Annotated in this window: 21 protein-coding genes; 11 read left to right on the top strand and 10 right to left on the bottom strand. The window is 74.3% G+C overall.

Annotated features, from left to right (window positions below; genetic code table 11):
* Positions 1 to 125: 125 nt before the first annotated feature.
* Positions 126 to 1904, bottom strand: a complete 1779-nt coding sequence (gene gcl, locus ACIF6L_RS19260) for a glyoxylate carboligase (RefSeq protein WP_396486736.1) — start codon at positions 1902 to 1904, stop codon at positions 126 to 128.
* Positions 1905 to 2982: 1078 nt separating this feature from the next.
* Here gcl and ACIF6L_RS19265 point away from each other — a divergent pair.
* Both ACIF6L_RS19265 and ACIF6L_RS19270 read left to right on the top strand, forming a co-directional pair.
* A complete protein-coding gene (locus tag ACIF6L_RS19265) occupies positions 2983 to 4605 on the top strand; it encodes a SulP family inorganic anion transporter (protein WP_396486374.1) in 1623 nt (540 codons plus the stop codon).
* Between the two features lie 168 nt (positions 4606 to 4773).
* Positions 4774 to 5070 carry an MTH1187 family thiamine-binding protein gene (locus tag ACIF6L_RS19270; RefSeq protein ID WP_329485991.1) on the top strand — a complete coding sequence of 99 codons (297 nt, stop codon included), beginning with the start codon at positions 4774 to 4776 and terminating at the stop codon, positions 5068 to 5070.
* A 66-nt stretch (positions 5071 to 5136) separates the two neighbouring features.
* Here the strand turns inward: ACIF6L_RS19270 and ACIF6L_RS19275 are convergent, their stop codons facing one another.
* The gene (locus ACIF6L_RS19275) at positions 5137 to 5613 is read right to left on the bottom strand and encodes a DoxX family protein (protein WP_352295340.1); all 477 of its coding nucleotides are present in this window, start codon (positions 5611 to 5613) and stop codon (positions 5137 to 5139) included.
* Between the two features lie 242 nt (positions 5614 to 5855).
* On the opposite strand from ACIF6L_RS19275, the gene ACIF6L_RS19280 reads away from it, so the two are divergent.
* On the top strand, positions 5856 to 6446 hold the full coding sequence (locus ACIF6L_RS19280; protein WP_352295342.1) for a helix-turn-helix domain-containing protein: 591 nt from the start codon (positions 5856 to 5858) through the stop codon (positions 6444 to 6446).
* 104 nt (positions 6447 to 6550) lie between these two features.
* Here ACIF6L_RS19280 and ACIF6L_RS19285 read toward each other — a convergent pair whose 3' ends face one another.
* On the bottom strand, positions 6551 to 6742 hold the full coding sequence (locus ACIF6L_RS19285; RefSeq protein WP_359809873.1) for a hypothetical protein: 192 nt from the start codon (positions 6740 to 6742) through the stop codon (positions 6551 to 6553).
* Here ACIF6L_RS19285 and ACIF6L_RS19290 point away from each other — a divergent pair.
* Both ACIF6L_RS19290 and ACIF6L_RS19295 read left to right on the top strand, forming a co-directional pair.
* On the top strand, positions 6741 to 8066 hold the full coding sequence (locus ACIF6L_RS19290; RefSeq protein ID WP_396486373.1) for an MFS transporter: 1326 nt from the start codon (positions 6741 to 6743) through the stop codon (positions 8064 to 8066). The two genes, ACIF6L_RS19285 and ACIF6L_RS19290, sit on opposite strands and share 2 nt — an antisense overlap.
* Positions 8063 to 8824 carry a glucose 1-dehydrogenase gene (locus ACIF6L_RS19295; protein ID WP_352295348.1) on the top strand — a complete coding sequence of 254 codons (762 nt, stop codon included), beginning with the start codon at positions 8063 to 8065 and terminating at the stop codon, positions 8822 to 8824. The genes ACIF6L_RS19290 and ACIF6L_RS19295 overlap by 4 nt, the downstream gene beginning before the upstream one ends.
* Positions 8825 to 8964: 140 nt before the next feature.
* On the opposite strand, the gene ACIF6L_RS19300 is transcribed toward ACIF6L_RS19295, so the two are convergent.
* Complete coding sequence (locus tag ACIF6L_RS19300) at positions 8965 to 9234, bottom strand: helix-turn-helix transcriptional regulator (RefSeq protein ID WP_352295350.1); 270 nt, start codon at positions 9232 to 9234, stop codon at positions 8965 to 8967.
* A gap of 78 nt (positions 9235 to 9312) precedes the next feature.
* On the opposite strand from ACIF6L_RS19300, the gene map reads away from it, so the two are divergent.
* Positions 9313 to 10080 carry a type I methionyl aminopeptidase gene (gene map / locus ACIF6L_RS19305; protein ID WP_396486372.1) on the top strand — a complete coding sequence of 256 codons (768 nt, stop codon included), beginning with the start codon at positions 9313 to 9315 and terminating at the stop codon, positions 10078 to 10080.
* 33 nt (positions 10081 to 10113) lie between these two features.
* Here map and ACIF6L_RS19310 read toward each other — a convergent pair whose 3' ends face one another.
* Both ACIF6L_RS19310 and ACIF6L_RS19315 read right to left on the bottom strand, forming a co-directional pair.
* Complete coding sequence (locus ACIF6L_RS19310; protein WP_396486371.1) at positions 10114 to 11115, bottom strand: hypothetical protein; 1002 nt, start codon at positions 11113 to 11115, stop codon at positions 10114 to 10116.
* The gene (locus ACIF6L_RS19315) at positions 11112 to 12119 is read right to left on the bottom strand and encodes an SPFH domain-containing protein (RefSeq protein WP_396486370.1); all 1008 of its coding nucleotides are present in this window, start codon (positions 12117 to 12119) and stop codon (positions 11112 to 11114) included. Before ACIF6L_RS19315 ends, ACIF6L_RS19310 begins: the two co-directional genes overlap by 4 nt.
* 115 nt (positions 12120 to 12234) lie before the next feature.
* On the opposite strand from ACIF6L_RS19315, the gene ACIF6L_RS19320 reads away from it, so the two are divergent.
* On the top strand, positions 12235 to 13359 hold the full coding sequence (locus ACIF6L_RS19320; protein ID WP_396486369.1) for a hypothetical protein: 1125 nt from the start codon (positions 12235 to 12237) through the stop codon (positions 13357 to 13359).
* 303 nt (positions 13360 to 13662) lie between these two features.
* Entirely contained in the window at positions 13663 to 15936 is a 2274-nt protein-coding gene (locus tag ACIF6L_RS19325; RefSeq protein ID WP_396486735.1) for a transglycosylase domain-containing protein, read from the top strand.
* Between the two features lie 71 nt (positions 15937 to 16007).
* On the opposite strand, the gene ACIF6L_RS19330 is transcribed toward ACIF6L_RS19325, so the two are convergent.
* From ACIF6L_RS19330 to ACIF6L_RS19340, 3 genes are all read right to left on the bottom strand, one after another.
* Positions 16008 to 17279, bottom strand: a complete 1272-nt coding sequence (locus ACIF6L_RS19330; RefSeq protein WP_359809881.1) for a glycerophosphodiester phosphodiesterase — start codon at positions 17277 to 17279, stop codon at positions 16008 to 16010.
* 186 nt (positions 17280 to 17465) lie between these two features.
* A complete protein-coding gene (locus ACIF6L_RS19335; protein WP_396486368.1) occupies positions 17466 to 17741 on the bottom strand; it encodes a hypothetical protein in 276 nt (91 codons plus the stop codon).
* Positions 17742 to 17867: 126 nt separating this feature from the next.
* A complete protein-coding gene (locus ACIF6L_RS19340) occupies positions 17868 to 18416 on the bottom strand; it encodes an alpha/beta fold hydrolase (RefSeq protein WP_359839195.1) in 549 nt (182 codons plus the stop codon).
* Positions 18417 to 18673: 257 nt separating this feature from the next.
* Here ACIF6L_RS19340 and ACIF6L_RS19345 point away from each other — a divergent pair, with 257 nt between their 5' ends.
* The 3 genes from ACIF6L_RS19345 (at position 18674) to ACIF6L_RS19355 (ending at position 21454) form a co-directional block, all read left to right on the top strand.
* Positions 18674 to 19240 carry a DJ-1/PfpI family protein gene (locus tag ACIF6L_RS19345; RefSeq protein WP_329485978.1) on the top strand — a complete coding sequence of 189 codons (567 nt, stop codon included), beginning with the start codon at positions 18674 to 18676 and terminating at the stop codon, positions 19238 to 19240.
* Between the two features lie 340 nt (positions 19241 to 19580).
* Positions 19581 to 20813, top strand: a complete 1233-nt coding sequence (locus ACIF6L_RS19350) for a serine hydrolase domain-containing protein (protein WP_396486367.1) — start codon at positions 19581 to 19583, stop codon at positions 20811 to 20813.
* Between the two features lie 98 nt (positions 20814 to 20911).
* Positions 20912 to 21454, top strand: coding sequence for a gamma carbonic anhydrase family protein (locus ACIF6L_RS19355; protein WP_359809896.1), 543 nt, complete (start codon positions 20912 to 20914; stop codon positions 21452 to 21454).
* Between the two features lie 65 nt (positions 21455 to 21519).
* Here the strand turns inward: ACIF6L_RS19355 and ACIF6L_RS19360 are convergent, their stop codons facing one another.
* Positions 21520 to 22740 (bottom strand): MFS transporter, encoded by a 1221-nt coding sequence (locus tag ACIF6L_RS19360; RefSeq protein WP_396486366.1) that lies wholly within the window; start codon positions 22738 to 22740, stop codon positions 21520 to 21522.
* Positions 22741 to 22853 lie beyond the last annotated feature (113 nt).

Below are 22853 nucleotides of genomic sequence, written 5' to 3' on the forward strand. Positions count from 1 at the left end.
CGCCGGACGGGGCAGCTCGCCGCCGGGCGGGCGCCGTGGTGCGCCCGGCGCGGCCCGGGGGTGCCGGCCCGCGCGCCCGGGGGGGCGCAGGTCCGGCGCCGGTGGGGGCGCCGGGCCCGCGCGGCTCAGAGCGCCAGCGGCTTGATGGCCGTGGGGGCGTGCTCGGGCAGGGTGGCGAGCTCCTCGAACTCGGTCACGTCGCTCATGTCGACGGTCCGGCTCATCGAGATGTTGGTGATGCGCTCCAGGATGGCCTCGACCACGACCGGGACGCTGTGCTCGGCGGCGAGCTTCTTGGCCTCCTCGAAGGCGGCGCCCAGCTGGTCGGGGTCGGTGACGCGGATGGCCTTGACCCCGAGGCCCTCGGCGACCTTGACGTGGTCGACGCCGTAGACGCCGAGCTCCGGGGTGTTGATGTTCTCGAACTCCAGGTTGACCTGGAAGTTGATGTCCAGTCCGATCTGCGCCTGGCGGATCAGGCCCAGGTAGGCGTTGTTCACCAGGACGTGGATGTAGGGGACCTTGTGCTGGGCGGCGACCGCCAGCTCCTCGATCATGAACTGGAAGTCGTAGTCGCCCGAGAGCGCGACGATCGGGGTGCCCGGGTCGGCGGTGGCGGCGCCGATCGCGGCCGGGATGGTCCAGCCGAGCGGGCCGGCCTGGCCGCAGTTGATCCAGTGCCGCGGCCGGTAGACGTGCAGCATCTGCGCGCCGGCGATCTGCGAGAGGCCGATCGTGGTGACGTAGCGGGTCTCCGGGCCGAAGGCCTTGTTCATCTCCTCGTAGACGCGCTGCGGCTTCATCGGGACGTTGTCGAAGTGGGTGCGGCGCTGGAGGGTGGCCTTGCGCTCCTGGGCGGACCCGGCCCACGCGGTGAAGTCGGGCAGCCGGCCCTCGGCCTTGAGCTCCTTGGCGACCTCGACGAAGAGCTCCAGCGCGGCCTTGGCGTCGGAGGCGATGCCGTAGTCCGGGGCGAAGATCTTGCCGATCTGGGTGGGCTCGATGTCGACGTGGACGAACGTGCGGCCCTTGGTGTACGCCTCCAGGTTGTACCCGGTGTGGCGGTTGGCCCAGCGGTTGCCGATGCCGAGGACGAAGTCCGACTCCAGGAAGGTGGCGTTCCCGTAGCGGTGCGAGGTCTGGACGCCGACCATGCCGGCGCTCAGCGGGTGGTCGTCGGGGATGGTGCCCCAGCCCATCAGGGTGGAGATGACCGGGACGCCGGTCAGCTCGGCGAACTCGACCAGCAGGTCGCAGGCGTCGGCGTTGATGATGCCGCCGCCGGCGACGATCAGCGGGCGCTCGGACTCCAGCAGGAAGCGGATCGCCTTCTCGGCCTGGGCGCGGCTGGCCCGCGGCTGGTAGACCGGCAGCGGCTGGTAGGTCTCGGGGTCGAACTCGATCTCGGTCAGCTGGACGTCGATCGGCAGGTCGATGAGGACCGGGCCCGGACGGCCGGAGCGCATCAGGTGGAAGGCCTCCTGGAAGACGCCCGGGACCTGGGCGGCCTCCAGCACGGTGGTGGCCTTCTTGGTGACCGGCTTGGCGATCGAGGAGATGTCGACGGCCTGGAAGTCCTCCTTGTGCAGCTTGGAGACCGGCGCCTGGCCGGTGATGCACAGGATCGGGATCGAGTCGGCGATCGCCGAGTAGAGGCCGGTGATCATGTCGGTGCCGGCCGGGCCGGAGGTGCCGATGCAGACACCGATGTTGCCGGCCTTGGCGCGCGTGTAGCCCTCCGCCATGTGGGAGGCGCCCTCGACGTGCCGGGCCAGCGTGTGCCGGATGCCGCCGCCCTCCTTGAGGGCCCGGTAGAACGGGTTGATCGCTGCGCCCGGCACGCCGAACGCGACCTCAACGCCTTCGAGCTTGAGGATCTCCACTGCCGCGCGGGCGGCTGTCATACGAGGCATCGGGTATCTCCTGCATCGGCCCGCAGTGGGTCGGAGGGCTCATCTCCAGAATTCCACCATACGGAAGAACGGTTTCTGTATGCGGAAACAAAGTAAGGCGGGGCCCGTCGGGGCGTCAAGGGGGCTTTCAACAGAATGTGGAAGTGGGTCGCGCCGCGGGGATGGCGGGAAACCGCAGGTGGCGGGCGCGGGGAGGGGGTGGGCGCGGGGAGGGGGTGGGCCGGCCGTCCGGCCAGGCTGTCACGGCGGGTGCGGCCGGACCATCGCCCGTTCCTCCAGTCCGCCGGGCCCGGGCGGGCCCGGCGGTCGTCCCTTCGCGCAAAGCGCGCGCTTCCGGCGCCGGTCTCGTCCGTGTGCCAGTCCACGGGCCGAACGCGTGTACCCGGCCGGAGCTCCGAGTCGGCGCGGAAAGCGGCGCCGGTGTGCGGCTCGTGTGAAGATTCGGTGGGCGAGGTCGGCCCCGCGCGGGGCTCTGGGTACCGTCGGTGGCACGCCGGACCCGTCATGGTTGCCATGTTCAACTCGGGCCGCGGCAGGGGGATTTGGGATCGACCGGGGAGCGGGGGAGCTCCGGCCGGCGGGTCCCGTTCCCGGACCGGGCCCGCCCGGTCCGCGCGCAGCCGACCGAGGCACCGCCCCCTGACCGCACCCGCTCCGCCCCGACACCCATCGCCGCCGCCCGCCACGGCCGCCCGGCCCGCCCGGACGGCCGCCCGTACCGACGCCGCCCGCGCCGTACGCGCCGTGGAGGCCGCCGGGTGCCCCGCCGAGGTCGCGCCCGGTACGCCGACGCGGTGTGCGTCCACCGGCGCGCGACCCGTTCGCCCGCCAGGTCCGCCAGGTCCGCCACTTCCGCCAGGTCCGTCAGGTCCGTCCTCGCCGTCCGCCCGCCAGGTCCGCCCGCTCCGGCGTCCGACCGCCCGCCCGGCCCACCCGCCCCGGCGTCCGCCCGTCCGGACGCACCCAGCAGCGCGTCCGCCCGTCGGCGGGTGCGCGGAAGGAACGTACCCGTGCTCCGACCCGACTGCTGTCCCCTCGTCCGCCCCGGCACCGCCGCGGCGGTGACCCGATGAGCGCCTCGTCCGGCCGGTCCGGGAGTCCGCCGGGCCGTTCCGGCGAGGGCGCCCCGCCGGGCCGGGCCCGTCGCGGTCCCGTCCGTGCCGTGCGCGCCGTGCCCTGGCGCTTCGACCTGCCGGCCTCCCTGGTGGTCTTCCTGGTCGCCCTGCCGCTCTGCGTCGGCGTGGCCGTCGCCTCCGGGGTGCCCGCCGAGCTCGGCCTGGTCACCGGGATCGTCGGCGGCCTGGTGGTCGGTGCGCTGCCGGGCAGCAGCCTCCAGGTCAGCGGCCCGGCCGCCGGGCTCACCGTCCTGGTCTACGAGGCCGTGCAGGAGTACGGCGCCGGCGCGCTGGGCCTCCTGGTGCTCGCCACCGGCCTGCTCCAACTGGCCATGGGCGCCCTGCGGCTGGGCCGCTGGTTCCGTGCGATGTCCGCGTCCGTGGTCCACGGCATGCTGGCGGGCATCGGCCTGACCCTGCTGTTCGGCCAGCTCTACGCGCTCGCCGACCGCAGGGCGCCCTCGACCGGGCCCGAGAAGATCGCCGGCCTGCCGGCACTGCTGCGCGACGCCGTCACCGGTGTGGCGACGCCGACCGCGGTCGCCCTCGGCGTCGCCACCCTGCTGGTGCTGGCCTTCTGGAAGTACCTGCCCGCCCGGGTGGCCCGGACGGTGCCCGCACCGCTCGCCGCCGTCGGCCTCGCGGCCGCCGTCACGGCCTCCGCCGACCTGCCGGTCGCCCGGATCCGGGTCTCCGGCCTGCTGGACGTGGTCCGGCTGCCGGAGCGCGACGCGTTGGGCGGGCTGGCGAGCATGGCGGGCGTCGGTACCGTCCTCGCCTTCACCCTGATCGCCTCGGCCGAGACGCTGTTCAGTGCCGCCGCGGTGGACCGGATGCACCACGGCCCGCGGACCGACTACGACCGTGAGCTGACCGCGCAGGGCGTCGGCAACACGCTCTGCGGCCTGCTCGGGGCGCTCCCGATGACGGCGGTGATCGTCCGCAGCGCGACGAACGTCCAGGCCGGCGCCCGCACCAAGGCCTCCCGCGTCCTGCACGGGCTCTGGCTGCTGCTGTTCACCGCGCTGCTGCCGGGGGTACTCGGCCTGGTCCCGCTCACCGCGCTGGCCGCCGTGCTGGTTCACGCGGGCGCCAAGCTCGTCCCGGTCCGGCGGATCGTCGGGCTCTGCCGCGAACACCGCGGCGAGGCGGTGGTGCTCGCGGTGACGGCGGTCTCGATCATCACCACCGACCTGTTCGAGGGCGTGCTGATCGGGATCGGCCTGGCCGTGGTCAAGTCGGCCTGGCAGACCTCGCACCTGCAGATCGCGGTGGAGGAACTGCCGCCCCCGGAGGCCCCGGAGCCCGTTGCCGCCGCCGGCGGGGCCGTCGGCCCGGCGCTCACCTGGGCACCGCTGCGGGTCCGCCTGAGCGGCAACGCGACCTTCCTGCGGCTGCCCCGGCTGCTGGACGCCCTGGAGCGGCTGCCGGCGGACCGCCCGGTCGAGCTGGACTGGTCGGGGCTGCGCCACCTGGACCACGCCTGCACGGTGGCGCTCACCACCTGGGCCGAGCAGCACCGGGCCCGCAGCTCCGCGCCGCTGGCGGTCGAACCGCCGCTGCCGACGGTGGCCTGACGGGGCGTCCGGCCTGACGGGACGTCCGACCTGCCGGGCAGACCGGCTCGGCAGGGTGCCGGGTGGTCGGCCGGTCCGGCCGGGCCGGGCGGCTAGCCTGGTCGCGGCGCCGGGGCGCCCGACGGACCGGGCTCCGGGACAGCGCCGAGCCGGAGGAGGAGCAGAGCCGTGATCGCAGCGTTTTCGGTCACCCCGCTGGGGGTCGGCGAGGAGGTGGGGGAGGCGGTCGCCGCCGCCGTCCGGGTGGTCCGCGCGAGCGGGCTGCCGAACCGCACGGACGCGATGTTCACCAGCGTCGAGGGGGAGTGGGACGAGGTGATGCCGGTGATCCGGGCGGCGATCGAGGCCGTGAAGGCCTACAGCGGTCGGGTCAGCACCGTCATCAAGATCGACGACCGGGCCGGGGTCACGGACGGGCTCACCGCCAAGGTGGCCTCGGTGGAACGCCACCTCGCCGAGGGGTGAGCCCCGGCCGGCCCTGCGGTGAGGCCCGGCCCGCCGACCCGAGCGGGCCGGCGGGCCGGGCTTCGGTCAGCGTGCCGCGGTGGGCTGGGTGCTCTGCTCCGCCGGCGCGGAGCCGTAGGCCCGGTCGGCCGTCCACCGGGGGAGCAGCCGGTCCACCGCGAACGGTCCGGAGCCGAGCGCGGCTATCGCGAGGAACGCCCAGCAGAACAGCACCGAGGCCTCGCCGCCGTTCTGCAGCGGCAGCAGGGCGTGCTCCTGGTGGACGGTGAAGTACGCGTAGGCCATCGAGCCGGAGCAGAGCAGGGCGGCGGTCCGGGTGCCGAGTCCGGCCAGGACCAGGACACCGCCGACGAGCTGGATCAGTGCGGCCCACCAGCCGGGCCACTGGCCGACCGGGACGGAGCCGCCGCCCTTGGCGCCGCCGAAGACGCCGAAGAGCGAGGCGGCGCCGTGGCAGGCGAAGAGCAGCCCGACGACGACGCGAAAGACCGTCAGGACGAGGGGGCGGACGGTGTCGACCGCTTGCTGGGGAGTAGCCGGCATGGACGTCTCCTGGGGGGAGGGGGTGGGGGACGGGCGGCGGTAAGGGTAGCCTTATCTGGAATCGCCTGACAACACTCTGTCAAGTCCACCGTGTTCGAATTTGTTCACCGTCCGTCGTTCGCATGTCAACCGTCCGCTGTCGGCCCGCCCTTTGGCCCGGTGCGCCCGGTATCCGGTACTCGCCGTGGCGGTCGCTCTCTTCTTTCTTGACCGATCGGTCTGAATATGACTAGGGTTCAGACATGGCACGGACCAAGGAATTCGACCCCGACGCGGCGCTCCAGGCGGCCCTGGAGCTGTTCTGGCGGCGCGGCTACGAGGCCACCTCGATGGCGGAGCTGGTCGAGGAGCTCGGGATCGCCCGTGCCAGCATCTACGCCACCTTCGGCAGTAAGCACGAGCTCTACCTGCGGGCGCTGGAGCGCTACGGCGAGCAGCACAATCCGGTGCTGCTGGCCGAGCTCTCGCAGCCCGGCCCGGTGCTGCCGGCCGTCCGCGGCCTGGTCCGGCGCTTCGCGCGGGAGGCCGGCGAGGACGGCGCGGGTGGCCCCAGGCGCGGCTGTTTCGTCACCAACACCGCCGTCGAGCTCGCTCCGCACGACCCGGACGCGGCCCGGCGGGTGTCCGCCAGCCTCGACCACCTGGAGACGGTGCTCACGGCCGCGCTGGTCCGGGCCGAGGCGCAGCGGGAACTGCCCGAGGGGCGCGACCCCGTGGCGCTGGCGCGGATGCTGCTGGTGCTGATGCAGGGCATGCGGGTGATCGGCAAGGCCGGTGACGGCGAGGCCCGTCTGCGGGCCGCCGCCGAGCAGGCGCTCGGCCTGCTGGACTGAGCGCGCCGCCCGGGCCGGCGCCACGGCCCGGCCCGGGGGCTTCCGACGGCCTCGCGACCGGCGCACTGTGCTGTCCAAATTCTGGACCGAACGGTCATTATCAACTAGGGGGATTCGATGGCACAGGGGGTTTCGACACCCGCACGGGTGGACTCGCCGGTTTCTCGGCCCGCGCCCGCCCGCACCACCGCGCGGGCGCCTTCGCGGCCGGCTCCGTCGGCCCCGTCGCCGGCGTCACCGCGGTCGGGGTTCGCCCTGCTCGGTGCCGTGCAGGCGACGCTGATCTTCACGATCATGATCCTCTCCGTCCCGCTGCCCCTGGTGGGCCGGGAGTTCGGCCTCGGCCCGTCCGGCATCCTGCTGCTCAGCGCCGCGTACGGACTCTCCTTCAGCTCCCTGCTGCTGCTCGGCGGCAGGCTCGCCGACCGGCACGGCGGCCGCCGGATGCTGCGGGTCAGCCTCGTCCTGCTGGCCGTCGCCTCGGTGGCCGGCGCGCTCGCCCCCACCTTCGCCGTCCTGCTGGTGACGCGCTTCGCCCAGGGCGTCGGCGCCGCGCTCGCCGCTCCGGCGGCGGTCGCGGTGGTGCGGTCGCTCTTCCCCCGGTCCGCCGACTACGGCCGGGCGATGGCCACCTGGGGCGGCCTCTCGGCGCTCGGTGCCACCGGTGGCAGCCTGCTCTCCGGGGTGGTCACCGCCTGGGTCTCCTGGCGCTGGATGTTCGCCGTGCCGGTCCTGGTGGCGCTGGCCGGGCTCGCCCTCTCCGGTCGCCTGCTCCCTGCTGTCGAGCCGGCCCCCGGCGCACCCCCGGCGCTCGACCTGCGGGGTGCGGCGCTCGCCACCGCCGGTGTCTCCGCGGTCAGTTACGGCCTGGTCGGGTCCGGGGAGCACACCTGGGGCGAACCCGTGGTGCTCCTTCCGCTGGTGCTCGGCGCCGCCCTGCTGCTCGCCTTCGCCGCCGCCGAACGGCGCACCGCCGACCCGCTGCTGCCGCCCGGCTTCCTCGCCGACCGCCGCCGGGCCGCCGCCCTGGTCGCCGTCATGGCGACCGCCGCGGGCACCGCGCTGGTCTTCCTGATCCTCCCGTTCTACCTCCAACAGGTCCGCGGCTGGGGCGTGCTGGCCACCTCGGCGGCCTTCCTCCCGTACGCGGCGGTCCTGCTGGCCGCCGGCCGGCTGGCCGGACCGCTGATCGCCCGCCACGGACCGGCCGCCGTCACCGCCGGGGGCCTGGCGGTGGCCGCCGGAGGCCTGGCGCTGCTGGCCGGCGTCGGCCCCGCCACTCCCTTCGCCACCGGACTGCTGCCCGGCCTGCTCCTGCTGCCCGCCGGGGCCGGACCCGCCTTCGCCGGCTCGGCCGTCCTCGCCACCGGGGGCGTCCGGCCCGGGCGCGCCGGTCTCGCCGCGGGCGTCCTGAACACCGCGATGGAGCTGGGCCCCACCGCCGGCGTCGCCGCCCTGATGGCGCTCGCCGCCACCCGTCCCACCGCCGTCGGCGGCTACGCCGCCGCCTTCGCGGCGGCCGCCGCGGGCCTCGCGCTGACCGCCGCGGCGGTCACCCTGCTGGCCCGCTCCCGACCCGCACGACCCCCGTTCACCCACACCGAGGAGTACTCAGCATGACCACGCGCTTCGCCGACAAGTCCGTCCTGGTCACCGGCGGTGGCACCGGCATCGGCCGGGGCATCGCCCTCGCGTTCGCCCGGGAGGGGGCCCGCGTCGCGGTCGCCGGCCGCACCGAGGGCCCGCTGGCCGAGACCGTCCGGCTGATCGAGGAGGAGGGCGGCAAGGCCGTCGCCCTCGTCGGCGACGTCGCGGACGCCGCCGACGCCGCCCGGCTCGTCCGGGAGACCGTCGCCCGGCTCGGCGCCCTGGACATCGCCGTCAACAACGCCGGCATCCTGGGCGCGGTGGCACCGATCGCGGACCTCGCCGAGGAGGACTGGCAGCGGGTCGTCGACACCAATCTGACCGGCACCTGGCTCGCCATGAAGCACGAGATCGCCCACATGCGGACCCAGGGCGGCGGGGCCATCGTCAACATCGCCTCCAACCTCGGCGTCCACATGCGGCTCCCGGGCCTCGGCGCCTACGCGGTCACCAAGGCCGCCGTCAGCGCCCTGACCCGCAGCGCGGCCCGCGACCACATAGCCGAGGGCGTGCGGATCAACTCGGTCAGCCCCGGGCCGGTGGAGACCCCGATGTCCAGCCGCCCGGGCGAGAGCGCCGCCGACAAGGCGGACCGGATGAAGTCGGACGTCCCGGTCGGCCGGGCCGGCGCCGTCGAGGAGATCGCCGCCGCCGTCCTCCACCTCGCCTCGCCCGAGTCCGCCTACACCGTCGGCGCCGACCTCGTCCTCGACGGCGGCATCACGGCCTGACACCCGCCCCGCCTGACACCCGCCCCGCCTGACACCCGCCCCGCCTGACACCCGCCCCGCCTGACGCTCGCCCCCCGTGAACGGCCGACCGGTTACCGGTCGGCCGTTCACGTCCGTCCGGCCCCGCCCGGTGTGCCGTCCTAGGCGGACAGGGCTTCGCCGTCGTGCGGGAGGGCGCAGGCGGCGGCCAGGTCGTCGAGGGAGAGGTCGAGCGCGTAGGCCAGTGCCACGACCGTGAAGAAGGCCGGCGTGGGGGCACGGCCGGTCTCGATCTTGCGGAGGGTCTCCGAGGAGATCCCCGCCACCGCCGCGATCTCGACCATGCTGCGCGTGCCGCGGGCCGCGCGCAGCAGGGCGCCGAAGCGCTCGCCGCGTTCGCGTTCCCAGGGGGTCAGCGGAGTCCTCACCATGCGCTGATCCTAGACCCGACTGGACCGTGATAGATATACCGGTATAAGAATTGGGTAGAGATGCGGGAGGGCACGGCCATGGTGGAACTCAAGAACGACACGGCGCTGGCGGCGATGCGGGAGGCCGGGCGGGTGGTCGGCGAGGCGCTGGCCGCCGTCGAGCGGGCGGCCGCGGTGGGGGTGAGCCTGCTGGAGCTGGACGAGGTGGCCCGCGGGGTGCTGAGCGGGGCGGGCGCGGTGTCGCCGTTCCTCGGGTACCGGCCGTCCTTCGCGCCGGTGCCGTTCCCGGCGGTGATCTGCGCCTCCGTCAACGACGCCGTGGTGCACGGCATCCCGAACGGCTACCGGCTGCGCGACGGGGACCTGGTCAGCATCGACTGCGGGGCGGTGCTGAACGGCTGGGCGGGCGACGCCGCCGTCAGCTTCGTCGTCGGGACGCCCCGCGCGGAGGACGCCGCGCTGATCGACGCCACCCGGCGGGCGCTCGAAGCCGGGATCGCCGCTGCCGTGGTCGGCAACCGGACCGGTGACATCGGGCACGCGATCGCCGCGGTCGCGCGGCGGGCCCGCCGGGGGGTGCCGGAGGGGTTCGGCGGGCACGGCATCGGGCGCCGGATGCACGAGGAGCCGTCGGTGCCCAACGAGGGCCGCCCGGGCCGGGGTTACCCGCTCAAGCCGGGGCTGGTGCTCGCCATCGAACCGATGCTGACCGGCGGCGGCCGGTCCGACTACCTGACCGACGAGGACGGCTGGACCCTGCGGACCACCGACGGCAGCCGGGCCGCGCACTTCGAGCACACCGTGGCGATCACCGAGGAGGGACCGCGCATCCTGACCCTGCCGTAGCGCCCTCCCGGGGCCGTCGTCGCCACGCCCCGCTCAGCCGAGCAGCCGCAGGCGGGTCGCGGCCACACCGAGCCGGATGCTCTGCCCCCAGGTCAGCTCCAGCGCGTCCGTCTCGATGCCGTCGCCGAAGGCGACCAGCCGGTCCGACTCGACGGTCAGCACCAGCTGCCGGCCGCCGTCGAGCACCCCGTGCACCCGGCTGGTGCCGGTGGCGGGGGAGGGCCAGGCCTCCCGGACGAACCAGGCCAGCGCGGGCGCGGCGGCCTCCGGCAGGATCAGCGGGCCGCCGCGCTCCAGCCAGGCGGAGCGGCACCAGCCGGTGGCGCCCGTACCGGTGCCGACCAGCACGCCCGAGGAGGCCTGCGGCTCGGGCGGGGCGGACCGCGGGCGGTCGGCCGTGCTCGACGGGACGGACCGGTTCGAACTCCGGCCGGTCGTATCCCGGCCCCCGCCCCCGTCCGGCCCGCCCTCGCCCGGCTCGCCCTCGACCGCCAGCCGGTACCGCGCCGTCTGGTGCCCGGGCTGTCCGACGTACACCTCGTTGAGGGCCAGCAGCCGCTGGGTGTCGTCCGCGACCGCCTCGACCATGGTGCGCTCCTCCAGGTGCCGGGCGCCCGAGCGGGCGACGGCGGCCGGCAGCAGGGCGGGCAGCGCGTCGGCGCGGTGGCGGACCAGGACGCCGGGGTTGCGGCCGGGGTCGGCGTCCACGCCGATCACCGGCTGGCCGTCCAGGTACTTGGCGACGTTGGCGACCAGCCCGTCCTGGCCGACCACGACCACCACGTCCTCGGGCTCGAACAGGAAGCGCGGCAGGTCCGCCCGCTCGACCCGGCTGCGCCGCCACTCCAGCGGCACCGCGGCCGCCGCCCGGGCGAGCGCGTCGGCCTGCCGGCGGTGGCGCTCCTCGGTCTCGGCCATCGACCGGCCGCGGGCGGCCAGGAAGAACGAGGCCTGGCCGGGTGTGCCGTGGTGGGCCAGGAGCTCCTCGTACTCGGTGCGGCGGTGCACCAGGACGGCCCGGGGGGCGAGGGTCACTGGTCGCTCGCGCTCTGGGAGAGCCGGCTGAGCAGCCCGGTGAGCAGGTCCGGTGTGACGGTCATGTTCTCGATCCGGGGCAGGTGCTCGGCCAGCCGCATCAGGGCGAGTGCCCGCAGCACGGCCGGGTCGGCCTGCTGGTGGGCGGTGAGCCAGGCGGCCTCGGCGGCGGCCCGGGCCTCGCCCAGCGCCCGGGCGGCGTCCGCCTCGGCGGTGGCGAGCCTGGTCCGGCGCTCCGCCTCGGCCTCGGCGCGGACCCGGTCGGCGACCGCCTCGTCCTCGGCCTGGAGGCGCCGGTTCGCGCCCTGCTGGGTCAGCAACTGCTTCTCCCGCCGGGCCAGTTCGATTCGGTTGGCCAGCTCGTTCTCGGCGATGCCGCGCTCGTGCTCGACGGCGACCGCGCGCCGTTCGAAGGTGGCCCGGTCGGCCTCCTGCTGGACGAGTTCACGGGCGGGGGTGCGCAGCGCGCGCTCCACCTCGGGCTCGGGGCGCAGCGCGACCACCCGGACGGCGATCACGGCGAGCCCGGTCTCGGTGATCCGCGGTTCGGCGGCGAGCCCCTCGGCCATCCGGTCGCGGACGGCGCTGACGCCGTCGGCCAGCGCGGCCGCGAGCGGGGTGCGGGCGAGCAGGCCGAGCGCGTGCTGCTGGGCGGTCTCGGTGAGCAGGGTGGCGAGCTGGTCGAGCGGGGCGGCGCGCCAGGCGCCGCTGTCGGGGTCGAGGCCGAAGTCGACGCGGGCGGCGGCGACGGCGGGTTCGGTGATCCGGTAGGTGAGGGTGGCCTGGACGGTGACGTCCTGGAAGTCGGAGGTCCGGGCGTGGAACAGCATGGCCAGCTCGCGGTCGTCCACCGGCACCTCGGAGAGGGCGGCGGTGAGCGGCCGGAACCAGAACGCCAGGCCCGGGCCGTCGTGGACGACCTTGCCGCGGTTCAGGTGCCGGATGTGGGCGGTGGGGACGGCGCGCAGGTGGCGCAGTCCAAAGCGCTTGGTGATGTCGGCCATGGGAGGTTCCTTTCCCCTTTTCGTCACTCCGACGATATTCGGCGGCGGCTGATCTCGTCAAGATGACGAAAAGAAGGGAAGGCGCCCGGCCCGACTGTCGTGGGAGGATCGCCGGGTGCTGAGGACGCGAACGAAAACGCGGCGGGGTCCGGGCCGGGGGGCGGCCCGCGCCGCGGCGGCGCTGCTCGCGACCGCCCTGGCGACCGCCGCCGCCCTCGGGACCGCCGTGGTCGCCGCACCGCCGGCCCGCGCGGCCGACCGGCCCGGGCAGGCGTTCACCATCTCCGACCCGCGCATCACCGAGTCCAGCGGCCTCGCCGCCAGCCACGCCCACCCCGGCGTCTACTGGACGCACAACGACAGCGACGACGGCCCCTACGTCTACGCGGTGGACTCGCAGGGGCGCACCGTCGCCACCGTCACGCTGCGCGGCATCGAGCCGCGCGACGTGGAGGCGATCTCGATCGGCCCGGACGGCCGGATCTACGTCGGGGACATCGGCGACAACCTCGGCGGCAAGTGGCCCGAGGTCTGGATCTACGCCTTCGCCGAGCCCGCCGAACTGCGCGACCAGACCGTGGAGACGGTCCGCTACCGGGTGCGCTACGAGGACGGCCCGCGCGACGCCGAGGCGCTGATGGTCCATCCGGTCACCGGCCGGGCCTACATCGCCAGCAAGAAGCAGGGCGGCGGCGGCCTCTACCAGGGGCCGGAGAAGCTCTCCACCGCCGGGGTGAACACCTTCCGGAGGATGGTCGACGTCCCCTGGATCACCGACGGGGCGTTCTCCCCGGACGGCACCCGGCTCGTCCTGCGCGGCTACTTCGACGCCACCCTCTACCGCTGGAAGGACGGCGCGCCCGTCAAGCTCGGCCCGCTCTCCACGCCCTTCCAGCGCCAGGGCGAGTCGGTCACCTTCACGGTGGACGGCCGGGCGCTGCTCTACGGCACCGAGGGCAAGGACAGTCCGGTCTGGCGCTCGCCGCTCGACGACGACCAACTCCCGGACACCGTCCAGCCGCTGCCCTCGGCCGCGCCCTCCTCCGGTGCGGCCGCGCCGCCGTCCGGGTCGGCGGCCGCGGGCGGGGCCGACGGGTCGTCGTCCTCGTCGTCCTCGTCGTCCTCGTCCTCCTCGTCGTCCTCGTCCGAGGGGCCGTCGGACCGGACGCTCGGCGTCCTGTTCCTCCTCGCCGTGGTGGGGGCCGTGTTCGGCCTGCGGAAGAAGCGCCGCGGCGACTGAGGGGCGGAGCCGGCGGGTGTGTCCGGGTCCGGTTCCGGGCCCCGGGTGCGGCCGGCGAGACGGAATCACCGTGGACGAATGGTCCTTCGGGCTTCGGGGCGCCGGCGGGGCCGGGTGGCCGACCGGCCCCGCCGGGGTGAATCTGTCGCCGATTTGTGACAAAGCTTGGCCAACACCCGTCCCATGCAGGGTTTTCGTGGACGTAGTGTTCCGCCTATGTCACGGAAGAGTCGCCGTATCTCCTCCCCCGACCCGGGCGACACCTGGGTCCCGCGCACCCGGCGCCGCGAGAGTCCGCTCGCCATGGCGGGTCACGCGGTGAAGTTCCTCGGCTACAGCACGCTGGCCGGCGTCCTGCTGGCGGGCGTGGCCCTGCCGGCGGCCGGCGCGCTCGGGCTGACCGCCAAGAACACCGCGGACAACTTCGACAGCATCCCGGACGACTTCAAGACCCCGCCGCTCAGCCAGGCTTCGCAGATCTTCGACGCGAAGGGCGGCCTGATCGCCAAGGTGTACGAGCGCGACCGCACCGTCATACCCGCCGACCAGATGTCACCGCTGATACGGCAGGCCCAGGTGGACATCGAGGACGCGCGCTTCTACGAGCACGGCGCGGTCGACCTCAAGGGTGTGCTCCGGGCCGCCACCAAGAACGCCGAGAGCGGCACCACCGTCCAGGGCGCCTCGACGCTGACCCAGCAGTACGTGAAGAACGTCAACGTCGAGAAGGCCGGCGACGACCAGGCCGCCGTCCTGGAGGCCCAGCGCAAGACCCTCGGCCGCAAGATCCAGGAACTCAAGTACGCCATCAAGCTGGAGGAGGACCTGACCAAGGACCAGATCCTCACCAACTACCTGAACATCACTTTCTACGGCCACCAGGCGTACGGCATCCAGGCGGCCTCGCAGCGGTACTTCAGCAAGGACGCCAAGGACCTCACCGTCCCCGAGGCCGCGATGCTCGCGGGTCTGGTGCAGAACCCGTCCCAGTACGACCCCAAGCTGCACCCCGTCGCCGCCCAGAAGCGCCGCGACACCGTCATCGACAAGATGGTGGAGAACAAGCACCTCACCGCCGCGCAGGCCCGGGACGCCAAGGCGACCCCGCTGGGGCTGAAGTACAAGGACCCGCAGAACGGCTGCATCACCGCCAACGCCGGGATGGGCTTCTTCTGCGACTACGTCCGGCACGTGGTCAAGCAGGACCCGGTGTTCGGCAAGAGCGCCGCCGAGCGCAAGAAGCTGTGGGACCAGGGCGGCCTGAACATCTTCACCACCCTCGACCCGGACAAGCAGGCCGCCGCCCAGAACGCCGTCACCAAGAAGGTCTACGTGACGGACCCGGTCTCGGCGGCGATCACCATGGTCGAACCGGGCAGCGGCAAGATCCTGGCGATGGCCCAGACCCGCCCCTACGGCCTGGACCCGGACAAGAACCAGACCGTCGTCAACTACAACGCGGACGCGGGGATGGGCGGCGGCAACGGCTTCCAGCCGGGCTCCAACTTCAAGCCGATCGTCGCCGCCGCGGCGCTGGAGGCCGGCCTGCCGGCCACCCAGATCTACCCGGCGCCGAACCGGATGGACTGGCCGACGATGAAGACCTGCGACGGCACCTGGAAGAACCTGGAGAAGGGCAAGAAGGGCGGATCGATCCCCAACGAGTCCGAGAAGGAGTCCGGCCCGTACGACCTGAAGCAGGCGATGGCGCTCTCGGTCAACACCTACTTCGTCCAGATGGAGCAGGAGATCGGCCTCTGCGCGGTCAAGCAGATGGCCAACAAGCTGGGCGTGGCGACCAAGGCCAGCGGCGATCCGCTCCAGGAACTGCCCGCGCTGGGGCTCGGCACCCAGGAGGTGAGCCCGCTGGTGATGGCCAACGTCTACGCGACCTTCGCCGCCGAGGGCACCTACTGCGCGCCGCTCGCGATCAACCGGATCACCACGGTGGACGGCAAGGACGTCCCGGTCGTCCCCGCCAAGTGCGAGCGGGTGATGTCCGAGGACACCGCCGACGTCATCAACACCGTGCTGCTCGGGGTGACGGAGAAGGGCACCGCGCGCGAGCTCGGGCTGGACGGCGACCGGCAGATCGCGGGCAAGACCGGTACCACCGACGAGAAGAAGTCGGCCTGGTTCAGCGGCTACACCGCCAACCTGGCGGCCTCGGTCTGGCTCGGCGGCCCGGCCAAGGGCGTGCCGATGAAGAACATCCGGATCGGGGGCAAGTACTACCAGGAGATCTTCGGAGCCACCGGCCCGGGCCCGATCTGGCAGCTGGCGATGAACCAGGCGCTGAAGGGCATGCCGCGGGACACCTTCGACACCGTGTACATCCCGGACCCGCCCAAGCGTGATCCGAACCCGAGCGGGAGCCCGAGCGGCTCCGGCACGGCCTCGCCGGGCACCGCCCCGACCGGTGCGGGGGCGCCCGGCGGCCGGACGGCGGACCCGGGGCGGACGGCGGACCCGGGGCGGCCGCGCTCGACCCAGCCGACCCAGCCCGCCGAGCAGCACACCGAGCAGACCGGCCGGGGCGACGGCGACCGGCCGGACGGCTCGCAGAACGACGGCTGACCGGACCGGCCGACGGCGGTGCCCCGGACCGCCCTACGGTCCGGGGCACCGCCGGGTTCGGGGGCGGTCGGTCAGTGGACGCCGTTCGCGGCCCAGAAGTCCTGCCGGGCCAGCACGCTGGTGTCGGTCTGGTCGGTGAAGAAGCCGTCCACGCCCAGCTCGTAGAGGTGGCGCGCCCACCCGATGGCGTCGCCGTAGGCGTTCGGGTCGGTGCCGCGGCGGTAGTCCAGCGGGAGGAAGGCGTTCTCGTTGCGGACGGTGTACGGGTGCAGCAGCAGGTTGGCCGCGTGCGCGTCGCGGACCAGCGTGGTCGGCGGCAGGAGCTTGCCGCTCTCGTCCACCGGTGCGATCAGCTGGGTGGTCGGGCCGATGCCGTGGGCGAAGCCGGCCATCCAGCGCAGCCCCGCCGGGGTCACCAGGTCGGCCACCGTGCGCCGGTCCCCGGACAGCACGAAGTCGTACGGCTGGGTGGCCGCGGCGCCCAGCAGCTGGATCCGCGGGTTGTCGACCAGCTTGGCCAGCCGCTGCAGGCTGCTCGGCTCGAAGGACTGCAGGATCGCCCGCCCGCGCCGGCCGGCCAGGCCCGCGCGGCGCAGCTCGTCGGCGAGCCGCTCCTCCAGGGGCAGACCGATCGAGCGGAAGTAGCTCGGGTGCTTGGTCTCCGGGTAGAGCCAGACCTCGCGGCCGAGCTCGCGTCCGCGCTTCCTGGCGAAGTCCGCCAGCTCGCGGAAGGTGAGCACCGGCCACCGGCCGTCGTACAGGGTGTTGCGCTGGCGCTGCTGCGGGAGGCGCTCCTTGGCGCGCAGGGTGCGCAGCTCGGCGAGCGTGAAGTCCTCGGTGAACCAGCCGGTCTGCGGCAGGCCGTCGATGGTCTTGGTGGTCTTCCGGCCCGCGAACTCGGGGTGGTCGGCGACGTCCGTCGTCTCCACGATGTTGTTCTCGTGCCGGATCACCAGGTGGCCGTCCTTGGTGGGGACGAGGTCCGGCTCGATGACGTCCGCACCGAGCTCCAGGGCGAGCTCGTAGGAGCCGAGGGTCTCCTCGGGGCGGTAGCCGGGCGCGCCGCGGTGGCCGATGACCAGCGGGTGCGGCAGCCGGTCCAGTCCGGTACCGGTGCGGACCGGGGAGCGGGTGCCGGCCGCCGCCCCGGCGTCCGCGCGCCCCTCGGCGGCGTCCGGCTGCTCGTCGGCCGGGGCCGCGAACGCCTCGCCCGCGGTCGCCGCGAACGCGGCCGCACCGAGGCCGGCGGCGCCGGTCGCACGCAGGAACCGGCGGCGCGAGGAGGCCGTGCCGGGTGCGGAGGAATCTGTCGAGCTGCTGCCGTCGAGCGGACGGTTCGTCATGGAGGCTCCTGGCTCGCGCTGGGGGCGGGACGCTGATGGTCGTCGCCCGCAGACTAGGAGCAGCGGCGCCCGGCCGGGTGGCGTTCGGGCGAACTGCGGGCGAAGATCCGCCGTGCACCCGTCAGGAACGCACCCGAGGCGCACCCGGTGCGGGCCGGGTGCGCCTCGGACGGAGCGGGGGCCGGGTCAGCCGTTGACCTGGCAGAGGGCGTAGGACTTCTCCGCGTGCAGCATCGACTCCAGTTCCAGGTAGCCCTGGGTGCGGTAGCTGTAGTACGCGACGGTGTACTCGACATCACACCGGTTGGCGGCGGACAGCTGGCTGTTGGGCTGGTCGGCCACCGTCAGCGGACCGTGGGCCGAGAGGTCGACGCCGGCGGCCTGGGCGGCCCCGGCCCCGCCGGCCAGAACGGCGGCGACGGCGAGCGCGGCGACTGCGAGCGGGCGGGACAGGCGGTTCATCAACTGAGTGTCCTTCCAGAGGAGTCGGTGTGCCCCCGATTCTGCTCCGGAGGGTGATCACGGTCCTATCCCAGAACGGTGGGGGGAGCGCCCGGCTCCCCTCGCCTCCCGCCCCTCAGTCCTTGTTCAGAGCTCGGCGAGCAGCTTCCGGCCGTCCGGCCAGTCACCGAGCCCGGAGTCGGCGTTGAGATGTCCGTGGGCGCCGGGCTCCACGTACCGGGCGCCCCACGCCTCGGCGAAGGCGCGGGCACGCTCCGGCGTGACCCAGGGGTCGTCGGTGCTGGAGACCACCAGCGAGGGGAAGGGCAGGCGCTCCAGGGTCACCGGGCGGAAGCCCGCGAGCGCCGGGACGTCGGCGTTGTCGATGTCGGCGGGTGCGACCAGCAACGCACCCCGGACGGCGGCGGTCCGTCCGGCGGCGGCCGAGGCCGCCCAGCGGGCCACCGCGACGCACCCGAGGCTGTGTGCCACCAGGACCACCGGCCCGTCGGCCGCCGCGGTGGCGATCGCGGCATCGAGGGCGGCCACCCAGGCGTCCGGCTCCGGGAAGTCCCAGTCCTCCTGCTGGACGCGCCGGAAGGCCGCCGGGTCGGCCTCCTCCCACCGGGTCTGCCAGTGGGCGGGCCCGGAACCCTGGTAGCCGGGCAGGACGAGGTAGCTGGTGCGGTCCGACATCGTGCGGACTCCCTTCGGGGGCTGACCTGGGCACCAGGGAGTCTAGGGGCCGCCCGGGAAGGGGCGCGTAGGCCCTGGCGACGGCGCACACGGCTCGCCCATGGCGCGTGCCACGCATCACGCGCCGGGTGTGCGAGCGGTGTGCCCCGTTGCGTCGGCGCGGCCGGGTGCGGGAGGTTGTTCCCGGCCCACCCCGGCCGCCACCGGCGCGGGCCAGCACCATGTCTGACGACTGATCACATGGAGGGATGTCGGCAATGACATCGAAGGTCCTGCTCGTCACCGGTGATGCCGCGGAGTCGCTGGAGGTGTTCTACCCCTACCAGCGGCTGCTGGAGGAGGGCTACGAGGTCGACATCGCGGCGCCGACGAAGAAGCGGCTCCAGTTCGTGGTCCACGACTTCGTCGACGGCTACGACACCTACACGGAGAAGCCCGGCTACACCTGGCCCGCCGACCTCGCCGTCGCGGACGTGGACCCGGCCGAGTACGTCGCCCTGGTCATCCCCGGCGGCCGTGCCCCCGAGTACCTGCGGAACAACGCCGACGTGCAGCGGATCGTCCGGCACTTCTTCGACGCCGACAAGCCGGTGGCGCAGATCTGCCACGGCCCGCTGATCACGGCGGCCGCCGGCGTGCTCTCCGGCCGCCGCAGCGCCGCCTACCCGGCCCTGGAGCCCGACGTGGCCGCCGCGGGCGCCGAGTACGTCGACGGCGAGGCGGTCGTCGACGGCGTGGTCGTCTCGGCCCGCGCCTGGCCCGACCACCCCGCCTGGATCCGCGCCTTCATCGAGGTCCTCCGGGTCAAGGCCCCCCTGGCCTGACCCTGACGGGCCCGGGGGCACCCCTCCGCCCTGGGGTGGAGGGGTGCCCCTCAGTCCGTCGGGGTCCGGTTCCGCCGGTGGGTGGAGCGACACGCCGACGGAAGATCGGACCAGCGGTGGAGAGGCTCGGGACCTGGGTCGGACGTGTACGTCTCCCCGCGCTGTCAGAGTGTCAGTCGACAGGACCGGGGCGGATGTTGTGGAAGGTCCGCCCGTTCGGACACCGGAGGGCGGCGGCATGACGGGAACGACGAGGGATCGGGCGGGCCGGGCGGAGTGGACGGGCCCCGAAGGCGGGCGGGACCGGGGGCGGCGACGGCGGGGGCTGGCCGTACGGGCGATGGCGGTCGCGCTGGCCGGAGCCGGTCTGGTGGGTGCCCTCGCCCCCGTCGCGGGTGCCCAGGGCGCCGCGCCCGGGTCCGGCCGGCCGGTGGCCGACGGCGGCGCCGACCGGGTCGACCGGGCGGCGCTGGACGCGGCCGTGCGCGGGCCGGTGGCCCAGGGCGGCGCCTCCGCCGCACTGGGGCTGGTCGCCGAGCGCGGGCGCACGGTCTGGAAGGGCGCGGCCGGTACGGCCGACTTCGCCACCGGCGCCCCGGCCACCGCCGACGGCCGGTTCCGGATCGGCAGCGTCACCAAGACCTTCGTGGCGACGGTGGTCCTGCAGCTCGTGGCGGAGCACCGGGTCGGCCTGGACGACCCGGTGGAGAGCCGCCTGCCCGGCGTGGTGCCGAACGGCGGGCAGATCACCGTCCGCCAACTGCTGAACCACACCAGCGGCCTGTTCAACTACACCGAGGACCCGTCCTTCTCCTTCGACGAGGACCCCGCCGCCCTGCAGCAGTGGCTCGACGTCGGCCGCTGGCGCCCGTACGCGCCGGGGGAGCTCGTCGGCCTCGCCGCCCAGCACCCCCCGTACTTCGCCCCCGGGCAGGGCTGGCACTACTCCAACACCAACTACGTGGTGATCGGGATGCTGATCGAGCGCCTCACCGGCCGCGGCTGGGCCGACGAGGTCCAGCGCCGGATCATCCGCCCGCTCGGCCTGACCGGTACCTCGATGCCGCTCAACTCGCCCTTCGTCCCCGGCCCGCACGCCCACGGCTACTACAAGCTCGCCTCCGGACCGGCCGACGTCACCCTGCTCGACCCGAGCATGGCCGGTGCGTCGGGGGCCGGGATCTCCACCACCACCGACCTCGCCCGGTTCGTCTCCGCCCTGCTCGGCGGGCGGCTGCTCGCCCCGGCCCAACTCGCCGAGATGAAGCGGACCACCCCGCAGAGCGGTCCCGCCGAGTACGGCCTCGGCCTCCAGCGGACGTCGACGGCCTGCGGCGAGTACTGGGGCCACAGCGGCGGAATCCCGGGCTACACCACCCTGATGTACGGGGCCTCGGACGGCCGGCGACAGTTCACGGCCTCCGTCAACCCGTACGACCTTTCCGACCTCCCGGCGGCCAACGCCACCGTCGAAGCCCTGGTCGCCACCGGCCTCTGCGACACCCACCCGGCCACCCCGCCCACCCCGCCCACGGCGACCGGCACCGTCGCGGCCACCGGCGTGGTCCGGTGACGTCCCCGGCGCGATCACCGGGGTGCTGGGGGCGGTCCACGACCGGGGTGCCATCATGACCGGCACATGACGGTCGATTGTCGCCAGGAGGACGAGACATGGCAGAGCCGCTGATCGCCGCAGTCGGGGGCCGGGTGCCCGACATCGACCCGACCGCCTTCGTCGCACCCAACGCGGTCGTGGTCGGGTCGGTCACGGTCGGCGCCGGGGCGAGCGTCTGGTACGGCGCGGTGATCCGCGGCGACGCCGAGGCGATCACGGTCGGCGCGGGCAGCAACATCCAGGACAACTGCACGCTGCACGCGGACCTGGGCTTCCCGCTGGTGATCGGCGAGCGGATCTCGGTCGGCCACAACGCCGTCCTGCACGGCTGCGTGATCGAGGACGACGTGCTGGTCGGGATGAACTCCACGGTGCTGAACGGCGCCCGGATCGGGGCCGGTTCGCTGGTCGCGGCCGGGGCCGTGGTCCCGCAGGGCATGGAGGTGCCGGCGGGCTCCCTGGTCGCCGGGGTGCCGGCCAGGATCCGGCGCGAGCTGACCGAGGAGGAGCGGGCGGGCGTCACCTTCAACGGCGAGGGCTACCGCCTCCTGGCCGACGCCCACCGGAAGATCGAGCCGGTGGAGCGTCGGACGGCGTAGGCGGTCGAACGGGGCGGGGGCGCCCCGCCCGGCGCGCCCCCGCCCGGCGCGCCCCGCCCGGCCGGTCAGGTGCGGGCGCCTGCCTCGGCGGTGGGCAGGGGGTGACCGAGGGCCGGGACCGGTACCGGGGCGGCCGTCCCGGGGCGACGGCGGTCGGCGGCCCAGGCGATCACCGCGATCACCGCACCCGAGGCGGCGAGGCCCGAGCCGACCAGGGTCGGCGACGTCCAGCCGAGCCCGGCGTCCAGGGCCAGGCCGCCGAAGTACGCGCCCTGGGCGTTGGCCAGGTTGAACGCGCCCTGCACGGTCGCCGAGGCGAGGGTCGGGGCGTTGCGGGCCTTCTGCAGCACCAGGGTCTGCACGGCCGGGACGATCGCGAAGCCGAAGAGCCCGACCAGCACCACCGTCAGGGCGGCCGACCACTCGGTGCGGGCGGTCACCCCGAAGAGCGCCAGGGTGGCGGCGAGCAGCAGGAAGGCGGCGCAGACGGTCGGCCGCAGCGCGCGGTCGGCGGCGATGCCGCCCAGCACGTTGCCGATCGTCATGCCCACCCCGAACAGCGCCAGCACCAGCGTCACCGATCCGGTGGCGTAGCCGGAGACCTCGGTGAGCAGGGGGGTGATGTAGCTGTAGCAGGCGAAGAATCCCCCGCAGCCGAACACCACCGTGCCGAGGGCCAGCCAGAGCTGTCCGCTGCGGAACGCCCCCAGCTCGTGCCGGAGGCCGGACTGCGCGGGCGTGGGCAGCTGGGGCACCAGCCGCGCGATGGCGACGGTGCCGAGCGCGCCGATCGCGACCACCACCAGCATGGTGGCCCGCCAGCCGAGGTGCTGGCCGAGCAGGGTCGCGGCCGGGACCCCGATGATGTTGGCGACGGTCAGGCCCGAGAACATCACGGCGACCGCCCGGGCCCGCCGGTGCGGGGCGACCAGCTCGGCGGCCGCGACCGCCCCGGCGCCGAAGAACGCCCCGTGCGGCAGCCCGGTGATCAACCGGGCCGCCGCCAGCGACCAGAAGTCGGGCGCGATCGCGCAGAGCAGGTTGCCGGTCGCGAAGAGGCCGGCCAGGGCGACCAGCACGGGCTTGCGAGGCCGTCCGGCGGCGAGCGCGGTGAGCAGCGGTGCGCCGATCACCACGCCGATGGCGTAGGCGGAGATCAGCCACCCCGCCTGGGGGATGGAGACGTGGAGGTTCTCGGCGACCTGGGGCAGCAACCCCATGGCGGCGAATTCGGTGGTGCCGATGGCGAACGCGGTGACGGCCAGGGCGACCAGCGCGAGTGGCAAGAGGGACTCCGGGGTGACGCCCGGGCGGGAGCCGGGCAGGGGGTCCGGCACGGTCGTCGGGCCGGTGCAGACAGGTGACCGGGCGGGGCGACCCGGTGGGGGAGCGGGGGGAG

It is taken from the genome of Kitasatospora sp. NPDC086009, from assembly GCF_044540385.1.
Classification (GTDB): Bacteria; Actinomycetota; Actinomycetes; order Streptomycetales; family Streptomycetaceae; genus Kitasatospora.

Excerpts from the sequence above, each read along its gene's own strand:
- ACIF6L_RS19285 (WP_359809873.1), bottom strand. The coding sequence starts at position 6,742 with ATGATCGTGAAGATCAGCGTCGCCTGCACGGCACCGAGCAGGGCGAAC.
- ACIF6L_RS19330 (WP_359809881.1), bottom strand. The coding sequence starts at position 17,279 with ATGACGAACCGTCCGCTCGACGGCAGCAGCTCGACAGATTCCTCCGCA.
- ACIF6L_RS19290 (WP_396486373.1), top strand. The coding sequence starts at position 6,741 with ATGATCCTCTCCGTCCCGCTGCCCCTGGTGGGCCGGGAGTTCGGCCTC.
- ACIF6L_RS19355 (WP_359809896.1), top strand. The coding sequence starts at position 20,912 with ATGGCAGAGCCGCTGATCGCCGCAGTCGGGGGCCGGGTGCCCGACATC.
- ACIF6L_RS19280 (WP_352295342.1), top strand. The coding sequence starts at position 5,856 with ATGGCACGGACCAAGGAATTCGACCCCGACGCGGCGCTCCAGGCGGCC.
- ACIF6L_RS19275 (WP_352295340.1), bottom strand. The coding sequence starts at position 5,613 with ATGCCGGCTACTCCCCAGCAAGCGGTCGACACCGTCCGCCCCCTCGTC.
- ACIF6L_RS19340 (WP_359839195.1), bottom strand. The coding sequence starts at position 18,416 with ATGTCGGACCGCACCAGCTACCTCGTCCTGCCCGGCTACCAGGGTTCC.
- ACIF6L_RS19315 (WP_396486370.1), bottom strand. The coding sequence starts at position 12,119 with ATGGCCGACATCACCAAGCGCTTTGGACTGCGCCACCTGCGCGCCGTC.
- ACIF6L_RS19345 (WP_329485978.1), top strand. The coding sequence starts at position 18,674 with ATGACATCGAAGGTCCTGCTCGTCACCGGTGATGCCGCGGAGTCGCTG.
- ACIF6L_RS19295 (WP_352295348.1), top strand. The coding sequence starts at position 8,063 with ATGACCACGCGCTTCGCCGACAAGTCCGTCCTGGTCACCGGCGGTGGC.
- ACIF6L_RS19265 (WP_396486374.1), top strand. The coding sequence starts at position 2,983 with ATGAGCGCCTCGTCCGGCCGGTCCGGGAGTCCGCCGGGCCGTTCCGGC.
- ACIF6L_RS19335 (WP_396486368.1), bottom strand. The coding sequence starts at position 17,741 with ATGAACCGCCTGTCCCGCCCGCTCGCAGTCGCCGCGCTCGCCGTCGCC.
- ACIF6L_RS19350 (WP_396486367.1), top strand. The coding sequence starts at position 19,581 with ATGGCGGTCGCGCTGGCCGGAGCCGGTCTGGTGGGTGCCCTCGCCCCC.
- ACIF6L_RS19325 (WP_396486735.1), top strand. The coding sequence starts at position 13,663 with ATGGCGGGTCACGCGGTGAAGTTCCTCGGCTACAGCACGCTGGCCGGC.
- ACIF6L_RS19300 (WP_352295350.1), bottom strand. The coding sequence starts at position 9,234 with ATGGTGAGGACTCCGCTGACCCCCTGGGAACGCGAACGCGGCGAGCGC.
- gcl (WP_396486736.1), bottom strand. The coding sequence starts at position 1,904 with ATGACAGCCGCCCGCGCGGCAGTGGAGATCCTCAAGCTCGAAGGCGTT.
- map (WP_396486372.1), top strand. The coding sequence starts at position 9,313 with ATGGTGGAACTCAAGAACGACACGGCGCTGGCGGCGATGCGGGAGGCC.